Below are 20,519 nucleotides of genomic sequence, written 5' to 3' on the forward strand. Positions count from 1 at the left end.
AATCGAGGTGATTCTCGACCGCTCGAACGAATGGACCGAACTGTGCCGAACTCGATCTGCCTGGCGCCCGCACTCGATAACACCGCACTCGATACAGAGGAGCAGTGGAAACGCATCGTCGATGCGCTGACGCGCAGGGGTTTCCTCGGCGCCGGGCTCGGTGCCGCGGCCGCGACCTTGCTGGCAGCGTGCAGCAGTGACGAAAATGGCTTGGAGTCAGGCGGTCTCGTCACGGTGCAGGACGAGACGGGCAGTGTCGAGATCCCTTCGGATCCGCAGCGAATGGTCATCGCCCATGTCAGCGCCATGGCGACGGTGCTCGACCTCGGTGTGCCGCCGGAGAAGATCGTCGGCGGCTTCTTCGGTCTCGAGGGTGTGAGCGGTGACGCGGTGTTGCGCACGATGCCGGAGGCTGCGAACATCCCGAACCTCGGCACGGCGGGGACGTGGAACAAGGAAGCGATCATCGGCGCGTCGCCGGATCTGATCGTCATGCTCCTGACCGCCGGAAATGCTTATGCGGCAAAGTCCTACGACGAACTCTCCGCGACTGGTGTTCCAGTATTCGCCGGCTTCAACGGGTACCTCACGTGGGCCGAGATGAAGAAGTTGGTCACCTCGATGGGCGTCGCGGTCCGACGCGAAGACGCGGCGGCCGAATTGAACGCGCGAACGGAAGACCGACTCTTGGCAATCAAGGATCGACTCTCCGCCCTCGGTTCGTTGCCGTCGGTGACCCTCCTCCGCACCGGCGAGAACGGTGTCGTCTACAACCAGGTCGACGCTCTTCTCGACGCCCTCGGTTTCCCCGGCGATCGAGCTACATCGGAGGAGTTCACGCGCACACTCACAGCGGAGGAACTCGATCAGGTGACCAGCGACGTGATCATCGTGGGTGCATTCCAGGACCAGCAGGACGTCCGCGCGCAGTTGGCAATGAACCCGCTCTGGGAGCGTCTTCCCGCTGTCCGCTCGGGGAACGTCCATTACGTCGACGACAGCCTGTGGGGCTCGGGCTATTCTCCTCGCGCCACCGAGCTGCGACTCGACGACATCGAGCGGATCTTCAGCTGACGCCGTCGTGTCACCTCGACTTATCGGTGCATTACCTCGAGAATCATGACCATGGACAAAATCAGGTTCTTCGAGCTGGTCACCGAATGGTTCGAGGTACTCGGTGTTGTCGCCATGGTTCTCGGGTTCGTGTTCGCATTCGTGATCGCGGGGCGCGCATGGAGTCGAACGCGGGACGGTAGTTCGGCGTTTCGTACTCTGCGCGAGACCATGGGCGCGGTCATCCTTCTCGGCCTCGAGATCCTTGTCGCCGCTGATCTGGTGAAGACGGTGACGTCGTCGCCGTCGCTGACAGACGCCGCAGTTCTGGGCATGATCGTTCTTATTCGGACCGTGCTGAGCCTGTCGATTCAGATCGAGATCGACGGGGTACTTCCGTGGCGCAAGGCGTTGGTGTCAAGTCCGGAACTCCTGGTACGCGCAGCGCGCGGATCAGGAGGCCGCACGACGCCCGACGCGTCGAGTTCGTAGCGATAGCCGTTGCGAGTGAAAGGTCGGGCAGATGACAGCAGTGCGTACCGAGCATCTCACGGTCGACGAAAGGCGGGCGCGCGGGCGCCAGGCGCGTAGAGATACGCCATTGGCCGCGCTCGCGGATCTGGCAGAGAGTGACCGTGATCCGATATCACTGCTCGAATTGCAGGCGAAGTCGCGGGTACAGGACCTGGTGCCCATCCGATACGGGCGGATGTCGGCATCGCGGTTCTCGTTCTTCCGCGGCGCTGCGCTGGTGATGGCCGACGATTTGTCACGCAGTCCGGATTCGGGTCTTGCCAGCCAACTCTGCGGCGACGCGCACCTGAGCAACTTCGGTATCTATGCGACGCCCGAGCGAAAGCTCGCGTTCGACATCAACGACTTCGACGAAACGTACCCGGGACCGTTCGAATGGGACGTCAAGCGTCTGGCCGCAAGTTTGGTGATCGCCGCAAAGGACAACGGATTTTCGGGCAAGGAGCGAAAGAAGATCGTTCGCGGATGCGCGGCCGAGTATCGGGAAACCATGATCACCCAGGCAGGATTGGGAAATCTTGCAGTCTGGTACTCGCACATCGCACCCGAGGACGGGCTCGAGGCTCTCCAGATCGACCTGAAGAAGCGCATGCTTGCTCGCACACAAGCGACGCTGGACAAGGCTCGTCGCCGCGACAGTGTGCAGGCGGCAGGCAAGTTCACCGAAATCGTCGACGGCCGGCGGCAATTCATCAGTGATCCGCCGCTGATCGTGCCCGCGAACGAGTTGTTCGCAGGGACCGATCTCACGCAGATCGAGGAGTTGCTACGTCAGCGCGTTCGGTCGTATCGGAGCACGCTGCAGTGGGACCGTCGGGTGTTGCTCGAAAGCTTCGAGATGACGCACATTGCGCGGAAGGTTGTCGGTGTCGGGAGCGTCGGAACACGCGCATGGATGATCCTCATGAAAGGCGTCGACGACGACGATCCGTTGATCCTGCAGGTCAAGGAAGCGCAACCCTCGGTATTGTCCGGCTACGTCGATGGTCCGACCTTCAAGAACGAAGGGGAACGCGTCGTCAACGGGCAACGCTTGATGCAAGCGACAAGCGACATCTTTCTCGGCTGGGAACGAGGGCCGGGGCTCGACGAGGGTGAGCACGATTTCTACATTCGTCAACTGCGTGACGGTAAAGGGTCGGCAGTCATCGAAGAGATGGTGCCGCAGGGGCTGGAACTCTACGGGCGCCTGTGCGCCAGGGTCCTTGCCTACGCACACGCTCGCTCGTCCGATCGGATAGCGATCGCCGAATATCTCGGTGACGGAACCGAATTCGATTTCGCGATCGGGGAGTTCGCGGCTGCCTACGCCAAGCGCAATGCACGCGATCATGCCGCTCTGCTGACCGCGATCGACGATGGTCGCGTGTCAGCAGAGCGGGGAGTGTGACGACTCAGGCGAACACGCCGTCGAGCCAGCCCTGCCACGCTGCCGTTGCTGATCCACCGTCAGCGCCCTCTGCGAAGAGGTGATGGGCCGCGTCGACGTTGCCGCCGAAAGCATTTCGGCCGTAGAACCGCAGCAATGCGTCCTCGGTGCGCAAGCCGATGAACCAGTCGTTGATGTAGTCGACAATCGCGTCGACGGTTCCGATTCCGGGGACTTCCACCGACGCGGAGTCACCGACAGCGGCGCCCGAGGTGATTCCGAGGGCGCTGCGAAGCGTTCCCATCGCTTGCGGCGCGGACGAGGATTCCGGGCCTTCGGCCGAGACATAGGTGACGGGTTTTCCGGCGAAGTACCGCACGTATTGGCCGAGACTGTGCAGGTAGAAGTCCGTGTGCTTGCTCGCGCCGTCGTACTGGTTGTCCCAGTCATCGGCAAACACTCCGGCGTGGACGTAGCGGACAACGGCGGTGCTCTCGACGACGTATTCGAGGTTGTTGAACCAGCCGTCGGGGCCTTGCATGTGGATGGCGAGTTCGCGGGGCGGCTCCCAGGTCGCGATGATCGGGCTGTCCGGGCGGCTGCCGTCGGCGGGGATCTCGAGAGGGGAGGGGAACATCCATCCGGCCGTTTCGGCCGAGATGGCGGCCCAGATCTGCTCGGGGGTTCCTGGGACGACCACCTCGCGGCGGATTTCGAATTTCTCGGACATTGCTACTTCTCCGTTTCGGGCGCGTCGATGGCTTGGGTTGTGATGGTTTGGGGTGTGGTGAGGCTGGGATGCAAGGCGACAACGAGGCGGTGTTTGCGTCCGCCTTCGGAATTGCCGTTGTGATACTTGGCGACGAGTGAGTTGATCGACTCGCCGAGTTCGCCGGCGAACGCGGCACGGTCGGCCGCCGTGGCAAAGGTGATGTCGCTGTCGATGGCAAAGGACGCCAACGGTTTTCCGGCTGCAGTTGCGCCGGCGATCAGCTCGCCGACCTCTCGGACGATCCGCGCTGCGAGACTGACGAGCCAGCGCGCCGAGAGCTGATCGGGGAACCGGCCCGGGTCTGGGGCGAGCGCCGACATGGCGGCAGGGGATATGACGTACGACGCGGCACTGGCCTGCATGATTCGCTCGGTCATGTTGCCTCGCTTGCGTTCCTCGACGAGCTCGACAAGTCCGTGGTCTTCGAGAGTGCGCAGGTGGTAGTTCACCTTCTGGCGTGTCAGCCCGATCCGGGGCGCCAGCGAGGATGCCGATCCCGGCACCGCCAATTCGGCCAGAATCCGTTGCCGAATCGGATCGAGCGACGCCTCGGCAGCTCCGGGGCGATCGATGACTGCTACGTCCAACATGAGAAAACCATCCCACCGACAACTAAATCTGTCAAGACAGAAAAAATTGTCGGTGGGATGGTTTCGGAGATTCGCTATCGCTTGAGGTCGGGCGGGTTGTTCAGATCCCGCGCCGAGTACGTGTCACACGACGAAATCTGGCCGGTCTGGTATCCGGTCATGAACCACGCCTGACGCTGTGCGGAGGAGCCGTGTGTCCAACCTTCAGGGTTGACCCGACCGGTCGTGGACTTCTGGATACGGTCGTCGCCCACCGACGAGGCGGCGGACAACGCGTCGCGAATGTCGTCTTTTGACAAGGGCTTCAGGAACGGTTGACCGGTCGCCTGATCGGGAATCGTGTCCGCAAAATGTGCCCAGACGCCTGCGTAGCAATCGGCCTGGAGTTCGGTGCGAACCGCACCCGACTGCTCACCCTGCGGGTCGGCCTGCGCGCGGCCGATGTCGCCGAGCTGATTCTGGATGTGATGTCCGAACTCGTGCGCGACCACGTACTCCTGTGCGAGCGGTCCGGCGCTGGAACCGAAACGGTCGACGAGTAGTTGGAAGAAACTCGTGTCGAAGTACGCAGTCTGGTCGGCCGGGCAGTAGAACGGGCCGACGTCACTAGACGCCTGGCCGCAACCGGTGTTGACCGAACCGCTGAACAGAATGACTTCGGGTCGCACGTACGCCGTGCCGGTCTGCTTGACCAACTGCTGTTCCCAAACGTCGTCGAGGCTTCCGACGGTCAGTGTGACGCGGCAGTTCACATCGGCGTTTGCCTGAGCACCGGTGCACTCGTCGACCGACGACAGTCCGGTCGACGAACTCGAAGTCTCGGTAGACGTACCCAGGAGTGAGCCGGGGTCACCGCCGAACAACAGCGCCAGGATCAGAACGATAATGCCGCCCGCGCCACCGCCGATCGCGATTTTGCCGCCGCGGCCACCGCCACCCCCGCCGCCTTGAACCTGAACGCGTCCCGCTTCGCCGCGGGCCCCCTCGTTGAAGGTCATCTATGTCCGCTTTCTGCTGTCGTGAACAAGTGCTTGCCGTCACTTCTGGAGATAGCTTCGCATGCGATGCGGGTCCGCGTTTCCGCTCTGTGCAGTTCGCTCCGTAGGATCGCAGGCAAAGTAGTCGGTCGTCGGTTATTGGAAGTAGTTCGAAAGGAATCCCGTGCTGCGCACACATCTCGCCGGTTCATTGCGACCCGAGCAGGCAGAGCAGACCGTAACGCTCACCGGTTGGGTAGCCAGGCGTCGTGATCACGGCGGAGTGATCTTCATCGATCTCCGTGATGCATCCGGAGTTGCGCAGGTAGTTTTCCGGGCAGGTGACGTGGCCGAGCAGGCGCACCGTCTGCGCGCGGAATACTGCGTTCGCGTGACCGGAACGGTCGAGGTTCGCCCCGAGGGCAACCAGAACTTCGAGATCCCCACCGGAGCAATCGAGGTCAACGCCACTGAACTCGAGGTTCTCAACGAAAGCGCACCGCTGCCGTTCCAGCTCGACGATCAGGTTGGCGAAGAAGCGCGCCTCAAGTACCGATACCTCGACCTGCGCCGTGAGGGCCCCGGCTCCGCAATTCGCTTGCGCTCCAAGGTAAGTGCTGCAGCGCGCGGCGTTCTCGCGCATCACGAGTTCGTCGAGGTCGAAACTCCGACGCTCACGCGCTCGACGCCCGAGGGTGCCCGTGACTTCCTGGTGCCGTCGCGCCTTCAGCCCGGTAGCTTCTACGCACTGCCGCAGAGCCCGCAGCTGTTCAAGCAGCTCCTCATGGTCGGCGGCATCGAGCGCTACTATCAGATCGCACGTTGCTACCGCGACGAGGATTTCCGCGCCGATCGCCAGCCCGAGTTCACTCAGCTCGACATCGAGATGGCTTTCGTCAACCAGGACGACATCATCCTGCTCGCCGAGGAAATCCTCACGGCGCTCTGGAAGCTCGTCGGCCACGAGATCAAGACGCCGATCGACCGCATGACCTACACCGAGGCAATGCGTCGTTACGGCAGCGACAAGCCGGACCTGCGTTTCGACATCGAACTCGTCGAGTGCATGGACTTCTTCAAGGACACGACGTTCCGCGTGTTCCAGGCGGAGTACGTCGGCGCCGTTGTGATGCCCGGCGGTGCAAGCCAGCCGCGCAAGCAACTCGACGCCTGGCAGGAATGGGCCAAGCAGCGTGGGGCCAAGGGTCTGGCGTACGTGTTGGTCGGTGAAGACGGCACTCTCGGTGGACCTGTTGCCAAGAACCTGACCGACGCCGAGCGTGAGGGCCTGGCCGCCCACGTCGGAGCTCAGCCGGGAGACTGCGTCTTCTTCGCAGCTGGTGCAACGAAGCCGATGCGCGCCCTCCTCGGCGCTGCCCGTGGTGAGATCGCCCGCAAGAAGGACCTCATCGATCCTGACGCGTGGGCCTTCGTGTGGATCGTCGACGCTCCGATGTTCGAGCCGACCGCCGACGCCACTGCATCCGGTGACGTCGCTCTCGGCCACTCCGCGTGGACCGCCGTGCACCACGCGTTCACGTCGCCGAAGCCGGAGTTCTTCGACACGTTCGACACCGATCCGGATTCCGCTCTCGCCTACGCGTACGACATCGTCTGCAACGGCAACGAGATCGGCGGCGGCAGTATTCGTATCCACCGCAAGGACATTCAGGAACGAGTGTTCAAGGTGATGGGTATCTCCGAGGACGAGGCGCAGGAGCAGTTCGGCTTCCTCCTCGACGCCTTCGCCTTCGGTGCGCCGCCGCACGGCGGAATCGCATTCGGCTGGGACCGCATCACCGCGCTCCTCGCCGGCATGGATTCCATCCGTGAGGTCATCGCGTTCCCGAAGTCCGGCGGCGGCGTCGACCCGCTGACGGATGCTCCGGCACCGATCTCGGCTCAGCAGCGCAAGGAATCGGGCATCGACGCGAAGCCCGAGAAAAAGTCAGAGGACAAGAAGTCCGAAGGCGACACCGGCGAAGCCAAGTAGAGCCGACACCGGATCGCCATGCTGCATTTGCGGGTGATCTGCCCGACCGAGCGCACCGAGCAAGTTCTCGGTGCGCTCGCGTCGCAGCGGGGCGCGACACACATCGTCGTGATGCGCGACGTCGCGGTTCATCCTGCCGGCGACATGGTGGAGGCCGACGTCGCCCGTGAGGCGGCAAACGACGTCGTCGATGCCCTGAACGAACTCGGCGTCGCCGAGGACGGCGGAATGACGCTCGTACCGGTCGAGACGGTGTTGTCGGCGGCGGCGCGCAAAGCCGAGCGTGACGTGCCTGGTGATCCCGCGGATTCCGTCGTGTGGGAGGAATTGCTGTCCCGCACTCGCGAAGAGTCGACTCTCAACGGATTGTTCGTCGCGTTCCTGACCATTGCGTGTCTGCTGGCCGCGATCGGCGTCGTGACCGACTCTCAGATCACGATCGTCGGCGCCATGGTCGTCGGTCCGGAGTTCGGTCCGCTGGCTGCTTTGGCAGTCGCACTCGTACGGCGGGATCGACGGTTGCGTCGGCGTTCGATTCTCGCGCTTGCCGTCGGATTCCCCATCGCGATGGGCGTGACGCTTGCCGCAACGTTCGTGGTGAAGTTCTTCGGATGGATGGACGTCGTCAGTCTCGAGTCACTCCACGAGGTCGATTTCGTATACAAGGTCGGGCCCATTTCGTTTGTCGTCGCGCTTCTTGCCGGTGCGGCTGGGATGCTGGCACTCGTCTCGTCGAAGTCCGCTGCCTTGGTCGGGGTGTTCATCTCTGTCACCACGGTTCCTGCCGCCGGTTTCGCGGTGGTTGCGGCAGCAAACGGAGAATGGCGGATCGCCGGGTTGTCGTCTCTGCAACTGGCTGTCAACCTGCTCGGGATCGTCACTGCCTGCGTGCTTGTTCTCTGGCTCAGAACCCGGGCCGACGAGGAATTCGAAGCAGCGTTGAAAGGCATTTCTCGATTTGTCGACGAGGACAAAACTCCATGACGTCGCCGGTTCGGAGTTCTGCTCACCGACAGCAAAATTCTCGAGAGAACTGTGTGCCGGTGTGGCGATTGGGGACTTTTGTCATCACCGCAGGTAGTCGGCAATTTCTGTTGCTGTGAGGCCTTGAATTCTCCGCTGCGAGCGGACGAGCTGGGCATGATCGGAGTCACTAACGGGTAAGTTGGTCGGTGATGACCGCATTACTGGCAGACCCCGTTTCCGAAGTCGTCGCAGCTGCTGAGCAGTTGCTGACACGCCGCACAGGGGCACCCGTAACCCTGGTGGATCCCGTAGATCTCGGGGGGAGTGGCCGCACCGTCGTGCTGCGCGTTCGCGTCGCCGAGAACCCGTTCTCCCTGCCCCGAACTTTGGTGATCAAGCAGGTCCGCGACAACTTCCAGGGAGCTACCAAAACAGCGATTGCGCTCCCGGCCGCGTCCGAAGGTGACTTCGACGTCGAGACCGCATTCCTTCGTGAAGCGGTGTCGTATCAGTTCGCCAACGCGCTTGCCAAGGACGCACGCCCCGGCGCCGAACTGTTGGCGTCCGACCTCGATGCTCGCCTCCTGATCCTGAGTGATCTCGGCGACGCCACCGCAATCAGCGTCCGACTCGAAGACTCCGACCCGGACACCGTCACTTACACGTTGATGGCCATGGCTCAGGCAATGGGACGCATGCACGCCGCGACCGTCGGCCGGGAGGACGACTTCACCGCACTGCTGCGTCGAGCCGAGGTTGCCCATTGCTCCGATGAAGTTGCGGATCAGGTGGGACGTGCCGTGGCCGGTGTTCCCGCGATGCTGGTGGAAAGTCTCGGCATCGATGTGAGTTCGGACATTCTCGAGCAGGTTCAGCATGCGCAGACACTGTTCAGCGGTGGCCGGTTCCGTGCCTTCAGTCCGTCGGACCTGTGCCCCGACAACATCATCGTCAACGACGACGGCGTGCAGTTCCTCGACTACGAGTGGGGTGGCTACCGCGATGCCCTCCTCGACATCACCTACGCGTTGGTGTCTTTCCCCGGTTGCCTGTGCAACATCGACCTGACCGAAGAGCGGGCGTCGGCGATGGTCGATGCCTGGCGGGCCGAGGTAGTGGGGATGTGGCCCGCCCTGGCCGACGAGGCCGAATTGGGCCGCCGGATTGTCGAGGCCCAACTCATCTGGGTCTGGCTCAGTACCTATCTGTACCTGCCCGAGGATCATTCGCGTATCGCCGCCGTCCGCGAACATTATCTCTCGATTCCACGCGCCGACGCACTGGTCGGACGCTGGGCCAGGCTCGCACGCTCGGCTCAGCTCGCCGGCAACGCCGCCGTCGAGGCACACGCCCGCGACGTCGTGGCGGCGCTGCGGACCGAGTTCAGCTGAGGCCCTGACCGATCACACACAGAAGGGCGCCCGTGCACGAAGCACGAGCGCCCTTTCTCGGTCGAGTCCGCTCAGTTGTCGGAGACCAGATCGTTCTCGGACAGGTCCGTCGCCGCGAGCGCCGTCGCCAGATCGGGATGCCGGAACGTCGACGTCACCTGGTCGGCCACGACTCGGAAAGCAGAGGCCAGGGTCGCGGACTTGTCCGGTTCGGCCGCCCACGTTGCGGTCTGTTCGACGACGACCACGCCGTGGTGGACGTACATCTTTCCGGGGACGAGCGTGATGCCGGCGTTGGTGGCCCACTCGCGCAGGGCAGCGAGTCCCTGGCTCGCGCCCTTGGGGCCGCCTACCTCGATGTCGTCACTCGACAACTGCAGCAGAGTGTCGACGTCTTGGGAGTTGAGTGCATCGTGCCACGCGAGGACGGTGGCGATCTCGGAGGTGCTCATGGCGACAACGCTATCCAATGCGGATTCACGACTGGGTGAGGGCTGGCGGAACAGCGGATTGTGTCGGGCGTCGGTGGTCTCTAGTAGCGTCGATTCGTGAGCGATTGGCAAGCGGAAGACAGTGTGGGGGCGAAAGACGGCGTGGTGGCGGAAGACGGCCTGTTCGAGGCAACTCCGGAGGAATCCGCGATCGTCGACGAACCAGATGTCGTGTCTGTAGCCGAGCGCGCCCTGTCCTCGGTGCCGTCCGGTGCTCCTCTGGCTGTCCGCATGCGTCCGCTCACTCTTGGTGAAGTTGTCGGCCAACAGCACTTACTCGGGCCCGGCGCGCCACTCCGCAGAATGGTCGAGGGGTCCGGCGCCGCATCGGTACTTCTGTACGGACCTCCCGGCACCGGCAAGACCACGCTCGCATCGTTGATCTCGGGTGCTACCGGCCGCCGGTTCGAGGCTCTGTCGGCTCTGTCCGCCGGAGTCAAAGAAGTCCGCGGTGTCATCGAACTCGCGCGCCGCCGCCTGCTGAACGGCGAACAAACCGTCTTGTTCATCGACGAAGTTCATCGCTTCTCCAAGACCCAGCAGGACGCCTTGCTCGCCGCGGTCGAGAACCGCATCGTGCTCTTGGTCGGCGCGACCACCGAGAACCCGTCGTTCTCGGTCGTCTCCGCTCTGTTGTCGCGCTCGTTGGTCCTGCAACTGCAATCGCTCACCGCTGCGGATGTCCAGGAACTGCTCGAGCGCGCTGTCGCCGACGAACGCGGGTTCGGCGGAGCGATCACGATCGACGACGACGCGATGGAACACCTCGTTCGTCTGGCGGCCGGCGACGCCCGCCGAGCCCTGACGGCACTCGAGGCTGCCGCCGGAGCTGCACTGGACACGGCCGGTGACGCTTCGGGCCCGGTGGTGCTCGACCTCGCGACCGTCGAGGCCAGTGTCGACAAGGCCGCGGTTCGGTACGACCGTGCCGGAGATCAGCACTACGACGTCATCAGTGCATTCATCAAGAGCATTCGTGGATCAGACGTCGACGCCGCCCTGCACTACCTCGCACGGATGCTGACCGCGGGCGAAGACCCTCGCTTCATCGCACGGCGTCTGGTGGTTCACGCCAGCGAAGACATCGGCATGGCTGATCCGATGGCGCTGCAGACTGCCACCGCCGCGGCGCAGGCAGTGCAGCTGATCGGTATGCCGGAGGCTCGTCTGGCGCTGGCACAGGCCACCATTCATCTGGCGACGGCTCCCAAATCGGGTGCGGTCATCGCCGCACTCGGCGCGGCCATGGCCGACGTGGCCGCCGGAAAATCCGGACTGGTACCGCCGCACCTGCGTGACGGGCACTACAAGGGCGCCGAGCAATTGGGCAACGCAGTCGGATACAAGTACCCGCACGACACACGTGATGGTGTTCTGCGGCAACAGTATCCACCGGACGATCTGGTGGGTGTCGACTATTACCAGCCCACCGCGCACGGCAACGAGCGGGAGATCGCCGATCGGGTGAGCAAACTTCGCCGAATAGTTCGTGGCTGACGCCTGCCAGGTTCCACCGGCCGACGCGTTAGTCTGGACACCCATAGCTCGACGCTCTTGAAGGTAAGGACCGGTTAGTGCAAACCCACGAGATCCGCAGGCGATTCCTCGACCACTTCGTCAAGGCCGGCCACACCGAGGTGCCCAGCGCCTCGCTGATTCTCGACGACCCGAACCTTCTGTTCGTCAACGCGGGCATGGTTCCGTTCGTGCCGTTCTTCCTCGGGCAGCAGACGCCGTCCTACTCACGGGCGACGTCCGTGCAGAAGTGCGTCCGCACCCTGGACATCGAAGAGGTCGGCATCACCACCCGCCACAACACCTTCTTCCAGATGGCGGGCAACTTCTCCTTCGGTGACTACTTCAAGAAGGAAGCCATCTCCCACGCCTGGCAGTTGCTGACAGGTTCGGTCGAGGACGGCGGATACGGCATCGATCCCACGCGCCTGTGGGCCACCGTCTACCTCGACGACGACGAAGCGTTCTCGATCTGGCGCGACGAGGTAGGAGTGCCCGAAGAGCGCATCCAGCGCCGCGGCATGAAGGACAACTACTGGTCCATGGGCATTCCCGGGCCGTGCGGCCCCTGCTCGGAGATCTTCTACGACCGCGGCGCCGAATACGGCGTCGAGGGTGGCCCCGAAGCCGACGAGGATCGCTACATCGAGATCTGGAACCTCGTGTTCATGCAGAACGAGCGCGGCGAGGGCACCAACAAGGGCGACTACCCGATCCTCGGACCGTTGCCGAAGAAGAACATCGACACCGGCATGGGCGTCGAGCGCGTTGCGTTCCTCCTGCAGGGCGTCGAAAACGTCTACGAGACAGATCTTCTCCGCCCCGTCATCGACAAGGCCGCCGAACTGACCGGCAGTGTCTACGGGACCGACCACACTTCAGACGTCCGTTTCCGCGTCATCGCCGACCACGCACGCACCGCAGCGATGTTGATCGCCGACGGTGTGAACCCCGGCAACTACGGCCGCGGCTACGTCCTGCGCCGGTTGCTGCGTCGCATCGTGCGTTCGGCCAAACTGCTCGGCAGCGAGCAGCCCACCATGCGCGAGTTCATGGTCGTCGTCCGCGACACGATGGCGCCGTCGTACCCGGTTTTGGAAACCGACTTCACGCGCATCGAGAACGTCGCCGTCGGCGAGGAGACCGCGTTCCTCAAGACGCTGGCTTCGGGTTCTGCTCTGTTCGAGAATGCTGCCGAGACGGTCAAGTCGTCCGGAAAGTCGGTCATCGCCGGCGATCAGGCATTTGCACTGCACGACACCTACGGCTTCCCGATCGATCTCACGCTCGAGATGGCGTCCGAGGCCGGTCTCACCGTGGACGAGGACGGCTTCCGCGCGCTCATGGCCGAGCAGCGCAAGCGCGCCAAGGACGACGCTCAAGCGCGCAAGCACGCCCATGCCGACCTCACGGTCTACAAGGAACTGCTCGACCGAGGTGCCACCGAGTTCACCGGTTTCGACGAGCTGGTCTCCGAGGCTCACGTCCTCGCACTGATCGTCGACGGCGTCCGTGTCCCGGTCGCGAACGCCGGTCAGGACGTCGAGGTCATCCTCGACCGAAGCCCGCTCTACGCAGAGTCCGGTGGACAGATCGCCGACATCGGTTCGCTCACCGCTCCGGGTCTCGAAGCCAAGGTCAACGACGTACAGAAGATCGCCAAGAAGGTCTGGACGCACAAGGTGACGGTGCAGAAGGGCGAGATCACCGAGGGCGACGTCGTGCTCGCGCACGTCGACGCCGAGTGGCGCAAGGGTGCAACCCAGGGGCACTCCGGTACCCACATGGTGCACGCGGCGCTGCGTCAGGTGCTCGGCCCCAACGCGGTGCAGGCGGGCTCGCTCAACAAGCCGGGTTACCTCCGCTTCGACTTCTCGTGGCAGGGCGCGCTGTCCGACTCCCAGAAGCAGGACATCGAGGCACTCACCAACGAAGCCGTGGCGTCGAACTACGCGGTCAACACATTTGTCACGGATCTCGACAAGGCCAAGGCGATGGGTGCGATGGCACTCTTCGGTGAAAACTACGGCGACGAGGTTCGTGTCGTCGAAATCGGCGGCCCGTTCTCGATGGAACTGTGCGGTGGCACTCACGTCGGAAGCTCCGCACAGATCGGTCAGGTAACGCTGCTCGGTGAGCAGTCGGTCGGCTCCGGAATCCGACGCGTCGAGGCGTACGTCGGTTTGGACTCCTACCGCTACCTCGCCAAGGAACGCGCGCTCCTGGCCGGACTCTCCTCCTCGCTGAAGGTTCCTTCGGAAGAGGTGCCCGCCCGCGTCGAGGCGCTCGTCGAGCGACTCAAGGTGGCCGAGAAGGAACTCGAGCAGACCAAGGCCAAGGCTGTGCTGGCGTCGGCAGGCGAGTACGTCGCCAAGGCCAAGCGCATCGGCAGTGTCCTCGTCATCGCCGAGCCTGCTCCCGCCGGAGTCGGCGGAAACGACCTGCGCAGCCTCGTCACGGACATCAAGGGTCGCCTCGGCTCCGAACCTGCCGTCGTAGCTCTGCTCGGTGATGTCGACGGCAAGGTTCCGTTCGTGGTCGCCTCGAGCAAGGCAGCTCAAGGTCTCGGTGTGAAGGCCGGTGAGCTGGTCGCGTCGTTCGGTCCCAAGATCGGTGGCCGCGGCGGCGGAAAGCCCGACATGGCCCAGGGTTCGGGTTCGGACTCCGCAGGAATCCCGGCGGCGCTCGATGCGATCCGGGACAGAGTCGGAGAGCTGGCGGGCGGCAGCTGACGGTGGTGGCTACGCAGCAGGGTCCCGATCGCCCCGGCATCGACGACCCTGGTCGCGGGCGGCGCATCGCCATCGACGTGGGCAGTGTTCGCATCGGCGTCGCGTCCAGCGACCCCGACGGCATCCTCGCGACACCGGTGGAAACGGTTCCACGCTCGAAGGAGCGTGGGCCCGACGCGCCGGATATCCGGCGCATTATCGCCATCGTGTCCGAATACGAGGCGGTTGAGGTTATCGTCGGACTGCCACAGACGCTGCGCGGTGAGCAAGGTAAAGCCGCCGGTATCGCGACTGCATTCGCCAAACGACTGCAGCGGGCCGTCGAACCGATCCCGGTGAGACTGTCCGACGAACGACTGACGACCGTCACGGCTGCGCGCAATCTCCGCGAAAGTGGAGTCAAGGCACGCGGCCAGCGACCGATGATCGATCAGGCTGCGGCGGTGGAAATCCTGCAAGGCTGGCTGGACGAGCGGAGTAGAGCTGTGAAACCAGGGGAGTCGTCGAAGGACGCTGCACTGGAGGGCGATCTGTGAACGCGCGGTGGGATGAGGGCGGCGGAAGCCGGCCCACCAGTTCGTTCGACTTCGACAACGACGAGACCATGGTCATGCGTGCACTGCCGCAGAACATCGATCCGCCGCACATGTCGCGAGCCGAGGCACGCAAGCAACGCGAAGCGCGCAACAAGCGCGCCAAGCGTGGCAAGAAGGTCGGCGTTCTCGCCCTGCTGGTGTTGGTGATCGCAGTCCTCGGTGTTGGTGCATACGGCGCTCTCTGGTACATGGATCGCAACAAGACCGCGGAGGATTTTGCCGGCCCCGGCGGCGCACCCGTGGTCATCCAGATCAACAGTGGAGAAACCGCATCGGAGATCGGTGCGACGCTCGAGGCGAAGAACGTCGTCGCGAGTTCCGCTGCTTTCTACAACGCGGCGATCGCCAATCCGTCTGAGATCCAGAAGGTGCAACCCGGCTTCTACCAGGTGCCGGTGCAGAGTAGCGCCGCGAGCGCACTCGACACCTTGGTTGCCCCGGACTCCCGAGTCGGCAGTGTTGTCATCGCCGAAGGGCGTCAGCTGCACGACAGTTCGGACGCGCAGACCGGCTCGCTCAAGAAGGGCATCTACAACCTCATTTCCGAGGCGAGTTGTGTCGGCCCGGTTTCCGCTCAGAAATGTGTCTCGACAGACGAATTGAACACTGCGGGAGCATCTTCCGATCTGGCTTCGCTCGGCGTGCCCGAATGGGCGATGTCGTCGGTCAAGAGCGTGCCGGACAAGGACCGTCAGCTCGAAGGCCTGATCGCCGCCAGCAGTTGGGATTTCGATCCCACTGCGACGCCGACCGAGATCCTGCGGTCGTTGGTCGAGGGTAGCGCCGCCAAGTACGAGGCCACGGGAATTCTGACAGCCGGCAGCGGGGTCGGAATGTCTCCGTACCAGTTGTTGGTGGCAGCGTCGCTGGTCGAGCGTGAGGCGTTGCCCGCTGACATGGCCAAGGTCGCGCGGGTGATCGTCAACCGACTCGCAGTCGATCAGCCTCTGCAGTTCGACTCCACGGTCAACTACTCACTCGACACCACCGAGGTCGCAACCACGGATGCCGACCGTGAGCGCGTCACGCCGTGGAACACGTACGCAATGCCGGGTCTGCCTGCAACGCCCATCGCTTCGCCGAGCATCGACGCGCTGAAGGCCGTGGAATCGCCGGCGGCCGGTGACTGGTTGTACTTCGTCACGATCAACAAGGAAGGCCAGACGCTCTTCACCAAGAGCTACGAGGAGCATTTGGCCAACATCGAACTGGCACAGCAAAGTGGGATTCTCGACAGTGGACGGTAGTACCGCGACTTCGCTCGCGACGCCACGTAAGGCGGCAGTTCTCGGAAGCCCGATCGCTCACTCGAAGTCCCCGTTGCTGCATCTTGCGGCGTACGCGGCTTTGGGGCTGAGCGATTGGACCTACGAGCGGATCGAATGCACCGGCGAGCAGTTGCCTGCCCTCGTCGACTCACTCGGCCCCGAATGGATCGGCCTCTCGGTGACGATGCCGGGCAAGATCGCAGCACTCGAATATGCCACCGAACGCACACCGCGAGCGGTGACCATCGGCTCGGCCAACACCCTGGTTCGCATCGACGGCGGTTGGCGTGCCGACTGCACGGACGTCGACGGAGTCAGCGGTGCGTTGATCGCCGGCGGTGTCGGCGATCTCAGCGGCACTTCGGCGGTAGTTGTCGGCGCGGGCGGCACCGCGCGGCCGGCATTGGTCGCGTTGGCCGACATGGGAGTTCGGACGGTCACCGTGGTCGCGCGTGATCCGGGGCGCGCATCCGGTGCCATCGAATGCGGCGGCGCGGTCGGGTTGGACATTGATCTGGTCGCCTTCGACGACGCACGGCTAGGCGGGATCTGCGCCGAATCCTCGGTCTTGGTCAGTACCGTTCCCGCGGAAGCGGCAGCGCCCTTTGCCCAGCAATTGGGGAAGGCGCGATTTGTCCTCGACGCGATCTACAACCCCTGGCCGACGCCACTTGCTTCGGTTGTCGAGGCGGCCGATGGCACGGTGATCGGTGGCCTCGAGATGTTGCTCAATCAGGCCTTCGGGCAGGTAGAGCAGTTCACGGGCAAGCCCGCTCCGCGAGAGGCGATGGCAGCCGCTATCGCTTAGGTCTGTTCACAGTGTCGAGGTAGTCCACAAGACGATTCGTAGTCTGCCGCTGGTGAACGGCAGACGCCAAGCTCGAAACCATGTGGACGTTGATGGTCTTGGCAGGCTCGGGGGTAGTCGCTGGTTTCGGTGCTCGGGCGATCGTCGACAATTGGTTGCGGCGACACGGTTATCGACCAGTCGTGACTTTCTGTTGTGTGCCGCAGTGCGCCGTCGCAACAGGCTGGGTTGTCGTCGGTGCGCTGAATACCTCGGTGGTGCAGCTATTTTCCGGTCTCGCCGTGGTGTGGTGGTGCGTCGCGATCTCGACTGTCGACCTGGCTGTGCGTCGGCTGCCCAACAGTTTCACGCTGCCGGGCTACGCCGTCGTGATGGTCTACGCGACGGTGTCGGGAACGGTGTGGGTGGCGGTGGTGGGGTCGGCACTGCTCGCCGGAATCCACCTCCTGGCGCACGTGATGTCGCCTGGTTCCATGGGCGTCGGCGATGTGAAGCTGTCGCTTCCTCTGGGCGCCGTGACCGGATTGGTGGGAGCGGACGCCTGGCTGTGGTCGTTGGTGTCTGCCTCGGTGCTCACCGCAACGCTGGGCACCGCGCTGGAACTGCGAAGACGAGGGCCGGTAGCCCACAATTCGCCCATTGCGCACGGACCCTCGATGTGCCTGGCAGCCTGCGGTTCGATTGCGTTTGCCTGGCTGACGTGACGAGTGCAACATCCGCGAGAAGTCTGGCGTTATTGACCGTTCAACGACGGACGGTGAACTGCAGGAAAGACGTAACCGTCGGTTTCATAAATGCGGGTATTGCCAGCGCGCGGTCCCAATATGCGGCGAGTCGGACTTGCCGAATGTCCACATCCTGACGTTCACTGAGGTTTCGGAAATGGGACAAAACGAATCTCGTTTCGCACTCGATTATCGGGGGAACCTATGCGCACAAGGCTTTTCGTCGCCGCGGCAGCCTGTTTGGCGGCTGTGGCTGCAGGAGCGGGCGTCGCCGGCGCCGCGCCTGCACCTTCATCGGTGGCACTGGGCGGGGGCTCAGGAATCCTGCTGCCGGACGTGGATCACTCCGATCCTGACCGAGTTGCAGCATGCACGTTGACCGCGGTCGGCTACGACAACGCCGGTTCTCTCGTGGCACTCACCGCCGGACACTGCGGAGTTGTCGGGGACCGGGTGTTCGCCGAGTATCTGCCCGAGGCCGGACCCATCGGTCGGTTCTCTTACTCGAGTCCGGTCTCGGACATCGCCGTGATCGATCTCGACGACGCCAAGGTAGCTCCGCTGCGTACCGTCGGCGGCACGACGATCAACGGAATCGGCGCCCCGCCGGCACCGGGCACGATCGTGTGCAAGGAAGGCCGTTCGACCGGCAACACGTGCGGTATCACCTGGGGTTACGACTCCGTCTACGGTGAGATCGTCGAGCACACGTGCTCGATTCCCGGTGATTCCGGTGGACCGCTCGTCGTCGGTGACCGCCTGGTGGGCTTGATCAGCAATGGCTACCCGCCGTACTGCTTCGAGCCGCTTCCGCCGCCGTTCCACGCTCCCGACAACTCGGCGGACATCAACATCGGTTTGGCTGACATCAACGCAAACGGTGGAGGATTCCGCCTGTTCTAGACCCACAGGTACCTCTGAGATGGCCCACACGCCTCGTGCGTGTGGGCCATCTGTGTTCACCGGGAGGACCACTGTGACAACTGAGGTCTGCGACGTGGAAAGATGGTCGGCGTGCTGCGTTGGATAACTGCCGGAGAATCCCATGGTCCCGCCCTCGTCGCGATGCTCGAGGGCATGGTCGCGGGGGTCGAAGTGACCTCTGAGGCCATCTCGTCCGAACTTGCCCGTCGTCGACTCGGTTACGGCCGTGGCGCACGGATGAAGTTCGAGGCCGACAAGGTCACCATCATCGGCGGTGTCCGCCACGGATTTACGCTCGGTGGCCCCGTGGCCATCGAGATCGGCAACACCGAGTGGCCCAAGTGGGAAACCATCATGTCCGCCGACCCGGTCGACCCGGACCTGCTCGCCGATCAGGCTCGCAATGCCCCGTTGACGCGCCCGCGTCCCGGACACGCCGATTACAGCGGCATGCTCAAGTACGGCTTCAACGACGCGCGTCCCGTCCTCGAGCGCGCCAGCGCTCGCGAGACCGCAGCCCGCGTGGCCGCTGGAACCGTCGCACGGTCCTTCCTGCGTCAGGTATTCGGTGCCGAGGTCGTTTCACACGTTATTTCCATCGGTGCTTCCGAGCCGTACGTCGGACCCGTGCCGGAGGGCAAGGATCTCGACGCGATCGACGCGAGCCCGGTCCGCGCATTCGACAAGGCTGCAGAAGAGTCGATGATCGCCGAAATCGAATCGGCGAAGAAGGACGGCGACACCCTCGGTGGCGTCGTGGAGGTCGTCATCCACGGCCTGCCGGTCGGACTCGGCACTTTCGTCAGCGGCGCCGAGCGTCTCGATTCACGACTTGCTGCTGCTCTCATGGGAATTCAGGCCATCAAGGGTGTCGAGGTCGGCGACGGCTTCGAGACCGCGCGCCGTCGTGGCAGCGAAGCTCACGACGAGATCCGTCCGGGCCCGGACGGCATCGTGCGCTCCACGAACCGCGCAGGCGGAATCGAAGGTGGCATGACCAATGGTGAGGCTCTTCGAGTTCGCGCCGCGATGAAGCCGATCTCGACGGTTCCGCGCGCTCTGGCGACGGTCGACATGGAGAGCGGCGAGGAAGCGGTTGCCATCCACCAGCGCAGCGACGTGTGCGCGGTTCCGGCCGCCGGCGTCGTCGCCGAGTCGATGGTCGCGCTCGTCGTGGCTCAGGCCGCACTCGAAAAGTTCGGTGGTGATTCCATTGCTGAAACCACTGCCAACTACCGTCGTTACGCCGAGGGCATCGCAGCCCGACCGCCTCGATAGGACTCACGTATCGATGAAGCCGAAGGCTGTACTCATCGGTCCGCCCGGTGCCGGCAAATCGACCATCGGTCGACGTCTCGCGCAGGCACTCGAACTCGAGTTGGTCGATACCGACGCCGAGATCGAACGGACCACGGGTAGGACGATCCCGGAGATCTTCACCCATGACGGAGAGCCTCGGTTTCGTGAAATCGAGGAATCGGTGGTTCGCGAAGCGTTGCAGGCCACCGACGGAATCGTCTCGCTCGGCGGTGGTGCGATCCTCTCCGATCGCACGCGCGAACTGCTCCAGGGGCACACGGTCATCTACCTCGAGATCAGTGTCGCCGAAGGGCTTCGCCGCACGGGGGCGAACAATCATCGCCCGCTGCTGGCCGGCGGAGATCCCAAGGTCAAGTACCAGGAGTTGATGAGGCGTCGTCGTCCGCTGTACCGGCGTTCGGCCACGATTCGGATTCGGACCGACGGCCGAAGTCCGGCGCGTGTCGTCGGGCAACTGGTGTCGAAACTTCAAGACAAATGAACAACCGGAGCGGA

The 20,519-nt window shown here is 63.8% G+C and carries 19 protein-coding genes; 15 read left to right on the top strand and 4 right to left on the bottom strand.

Going from position 1 to position 20,519, the window contains the following annotated elements; all coding sequences use genetic code 11:
- Positions 1 to 42: 42 nt before the first annotated feature.
- The 3 genes from M0639_RS13860 to M0639_RS13870 are packed head-to-tail and all read left to right on the top strand — an operon-like array spanning position 43 to position 2,977.
- A complete protein-coding gene (locus tag M0639_RS13860; RefSeq protein ID WP_231915015.1) occupies positions 43 to 1,074 on the top strand; it encodes an ABC transporter substrate-binding protein in 1,032 nt (343 codons plus the stop codon).
- A gap of 51 nt (positions 1,075 to 1,125) precedes the next feature.
- Complete coding sequence (locus M0639_RS13865; protein WP_007728052.1) at positions 1,126 to 1,545, top strand: DUF1622 domain-containing protein; 420 nt, start codon at positions 1,126 to 1,128, stop codon at positions 1,543 to 1,545.
- 31 nt (positions 1,546 to 1,576) lie between these two features.
- A complete protein-coding gene (locus M0639_RS13870) occupies positions 1,577 to 2,977 on the top strand; it encodes a DUF2252 domain-containing protein (RefSeq protein ID WP_007728051.1) in 1,401 nt (466 codons plus the stop codon).
- Between the two features lie 4 nt (positions 2,978 to 2,981).
- On the opposite strand, the gene M0639_RS13875 is transcribed toward M0639_RS13870, so the two are convergent.
- The 3 genes from M0639_RS13875 to ypfJ all read right to left on the bottom strand — a co-directional run bounded on the left by M0639_RS13875 (position 2,982) and on the right by ypfJ (position 5,316).
- A complete protein-coding gene (locus M0639_RS13875) occupies positions 2,982 to 3,686 on the bottom strand; it encodes an SRPBCC family protein (protein WP_042919850.1) in 705 nt (234 codons plus the stop codon).
- A gap of 2 nt (positions 3,687 to 3,688) precedes the next feature.
- The gene (locus tag M0639_RS13880) at positions 3,689 to 4,318 is read right to left on the bottom strand and encodes an ArsR/SmtB family transcription factor (protein ID WP_042448756.1); all 630 of its coding nucleotides are present in this window, start codon (positions 4,316 to 4,318) and stop codon (positions 3,689 to 3,691) included.
- A 74-nt stretch (positions 4,319 to 4,392) separates the two neighbouring features.
- Entirely contained in the window at positions 4,393 to 5,316 is a 924-nt protein-coding gene (gene ypfJ / locus M0639_RS13885) for a KPN_02809 family neutral zinc metallopeptidase (RefSeq protein WP_003945028.1), read from the bottom strand.
- Between the two features lie 163 nt (positions 5,317 to 5,479).
- On the opposite strand from ypfJ, the gene aspS reads away from it, so the two are divergent.
- The 3 genes from aspS (at position 5,480) to M0639_RS13900 (ending at position 9,645) form a co-directional block, all read left to right on the top strand.
- Positions 5,480 to 7,288, top strand: a complete 1,809-nt coding sequence (gene aspS, locus M0639_RS13890; protein ID WP_050656336.1) for an aspartate--tRNA ligase — start codon at positions 5,480 to 5,482, stop codon at positions 7,286 to 7,288.
- A gap of 18 nt (positions 7,289 to 7,306) precedes the next feature.
- The gene (locus M0639_RS13895; protein WP_007728045.1) at positions 7,307 to 8,272 is read left to right on the top strand and encodes a DUF389 domain-containing protein; all 966 of its coding nucleotides are present in this window, start codon (positions 7,307 to 7,309) and stop codon (positions 8,270 to 8,272) included.
- Positions 8,273 to 8,463: 191 nt separating this feature from the next.
- A complete protein-coding gene (locus M0639_RS13900) occupies positions 8,464 to 9,645 on the top strand; it encodes a protein kinase family protein (RefSeq protein ID WP_047270379.1) in 1,182 nt (393 codons plus the stop codon).
- 71 nt (positions 9,646 to 9,716) lie between these two features.
- Here the strand turns inward: M0639_RS13900 and M0639_RS13905 are convergent, their stop codons facing one another.
- Positions 9,717 to 10,097, bottom strand: coding sequence for a nuclear transport factor 2 family protein (locus M0639_RS13905; RefSeq protein ID WP_003944973.1), 381 nt, complete (start codon positions 10,095 to 10,097; stop codon positions 9,717 to 9,719).
- Positions 10,098 to 10,220: 123 nt separating this feature from the next.
- On the opposite strand from M0639_RS13905, the gene M0639_RS13910 reads away from it, so the two are divergent.
- The 9 genes from M0639_RS13910 (at position 10,221) to M0639_RS13950 (ending at position 20,505) form a co-directional block, all read left to right on the top strand.
- Positions 10,221 to 11,633, top strand: a complete 1,413-nt coding sequence (locus M0639_RS13910) for a replication-associated recombination protein A (protein WP_064075336.1) — start codon at positions 10,221 to 10,223, stop codon at positions 11,631 to 11,633.
- Between the two features lie 77 nt (positions 11,634 to 11,710).
- A complete protein-coding gene (gene alaS, locus M0639_RS13915; RefSeq protein WP_064075333.1) occupies positions 11,711 to 14,383 on the top strand; it encodes an alanine--tRNA ligase in 2,673 nt (890 codons plus the stop codon).
- A 2-nt stretch (positions 14,384 to 14,385) separates the two neighbouring features.
- Entirely contained in the window at positions 14,386 to 14,919 is a 534-nt protein-coding gene (gene ruvX, locus M0639_RS13920; RefSeq protein ID WP_003944838.1) for a Holliday junction resolvase RuvX, read from the top strand.
- Positions 14,916 to 16,226, top strand: coding sequence for an endolytic transglycosylase MltG (gene mltG, locus M0639_RS13925; protein WP_042445689.1), 1,311 nt, complete (start codon positions 14,916 to 14,918; stop codon positions 16,224 to 16,226). The genes ruvX and mltG overlap by 4 nt, the downstream gene beginning before the upstream one ends.
- Positions 16,216 to 17,055 (top strand): shikimate dehydrogenase, encoded by an 840-nt coding sequence (locus M0639_RS13930; protein WP_003944839.1) that lies wholly within the window; start codon positions 16,216 to 16,218, stop codon positions 17,053 to 17,055. Before mltG ends, M0639_RS13930 begins: the two co-directional genes overlap by 11 nt.
- Positions 17,056 to 17,135: 80 nt before the next feature.
- A complete protein-coding gene (locus M0639_RS13935; protein ID WP_030536426.1) occupies positions 17,136 to 17,759 on the top strand; it encodes a prepilin peptidase in 624 nt (207 codons plus the stop codon).
- 225 nt (positions 17,760 to 17,984) lie between these two features.
- The gene (locus M0639_RS13940; RefSeq protein ID WP_007728030.1) at positions 17,985 to 18,683 is read left to right on the top strand and encodes a S1 family peptidase; all 699 of its coding nucleotides are present in this window, start codon (positions 17,985 to 17,987) and stop codon (positions 18,681 to 18,683) included.
- Positions 18,684 to 18,794: 111 nt separating this feature from the next.
- Positions 18,795 to 19,982 (top strand): chorismate synthase, encoded by a 1,188-nt coding sequence (gene aroC, locus M0639_RS13945; RefSeq protein WP_003944974.1) that lies wholly within the window; start codon positions 18,795 to 18,797, stop codon positions 19,980 to 19,982.
- A gap of 13 nt (positions 19,983 to 19,995) precedes the next feature.
- Positions 19,996 to 20,505: a shikimate kinase gene (locus M0639_RS13950; RefSeq protein ID WP_030536425.1), complete on the top strand. Its 510-nt coding sequence runs from the start codon at positions 19,996 to 19,998 to the stop codon at positions 20,503 to 20,505.
- Positions 20,506 to 20,519: the final 14 nt, after the last annotated feature.

Origin of the sequence: Rhodococcus qingshengii JCM 15477 (assembly GCF_023221595.1) — a bacterium.
GTDB lineage: Bacteria > Actinomycetota > Actinomycetes > Mycobacteriales > Mycobacteriaceae > Rhodococcus_F > Rhodococcus_F qingshengii.

Coding starts and splice junctions, on each gene's coding strand:
- M0639_RS13880 (WP_042448756.1), bottom strand. CDS start 4,318: ATGTTGGACGTAGCAGTCATCGATCGCCCCGGAGCTGCCGAGGCGTCG.
- M0639_RS13950 (WP_030536425.1), top strand. CDS start 19,996: ATGAAGCCGAAGGCTGTACTCATCGGTCCGCCCGGTGCCGGCAAATCG.
- M0639_RS13895 (WP_007728045.1), top strand. CDS start 7,307: ATGCTGCATTTGCGGGTGATCTGCCCGACCGAGCGCACCGAGCAAGTT.
- M0639_RS13905 (WP_003944973.1), bottom strand. CDS start 10,097: ATGAGCACCTCCGAGATCGCCACCGTCCTCGCGTGGCACGATGCACTC.
- M0639_RS13935 (WP_030536426.1), top strand. CDS start 17,136: ATGTGGACGTTGATGGTCTTGGCAGGCTCGGGGGTAGTCGCTGGTTTC.
- M0639_RS13870 (WP_007728051.1), top strand. CDS start 1,577: ATGACAGCAGTGCGTACCGAGCATCTCACGGTCGACGAAAGGCGGGCG.
- M0639_RS13875 (WP_042919850.1), bottom strand. CDS start 3,686: ATGTCCGAGAAATTCGAAATCCGCCGCGAGGTGGTCGTCCCAGGAACC.
- M0639_RS13940 (WP_007728030.1), top strand. CDS start 17,985: ATGCGCACAAGGCTTTTCGTCGCCGCGGCAGCCTGTTTGGCGGCTGTG.
- ypfJ (WP_003945028.1), bottom strand. CDS start 5,316: ATGACCTTCAACGAGGGGGCCCGCGGCGAAGCGGGACGCGTTCAGGTT.
- M0639_RS13900 (WP_047270379.1), top strand. CDS start 8,464: ATGACCGCATTACTGGCAGACCCCGTTTCCGAAGTCGTCGCAGCTGCT.
- M0639_RS13865 (WP_007728052.1), top strand. CDS start 1,126: ATGGACAAAATCAGGTTCTTCGAGCTGGTCACCGAATGGTTCGAGGTA.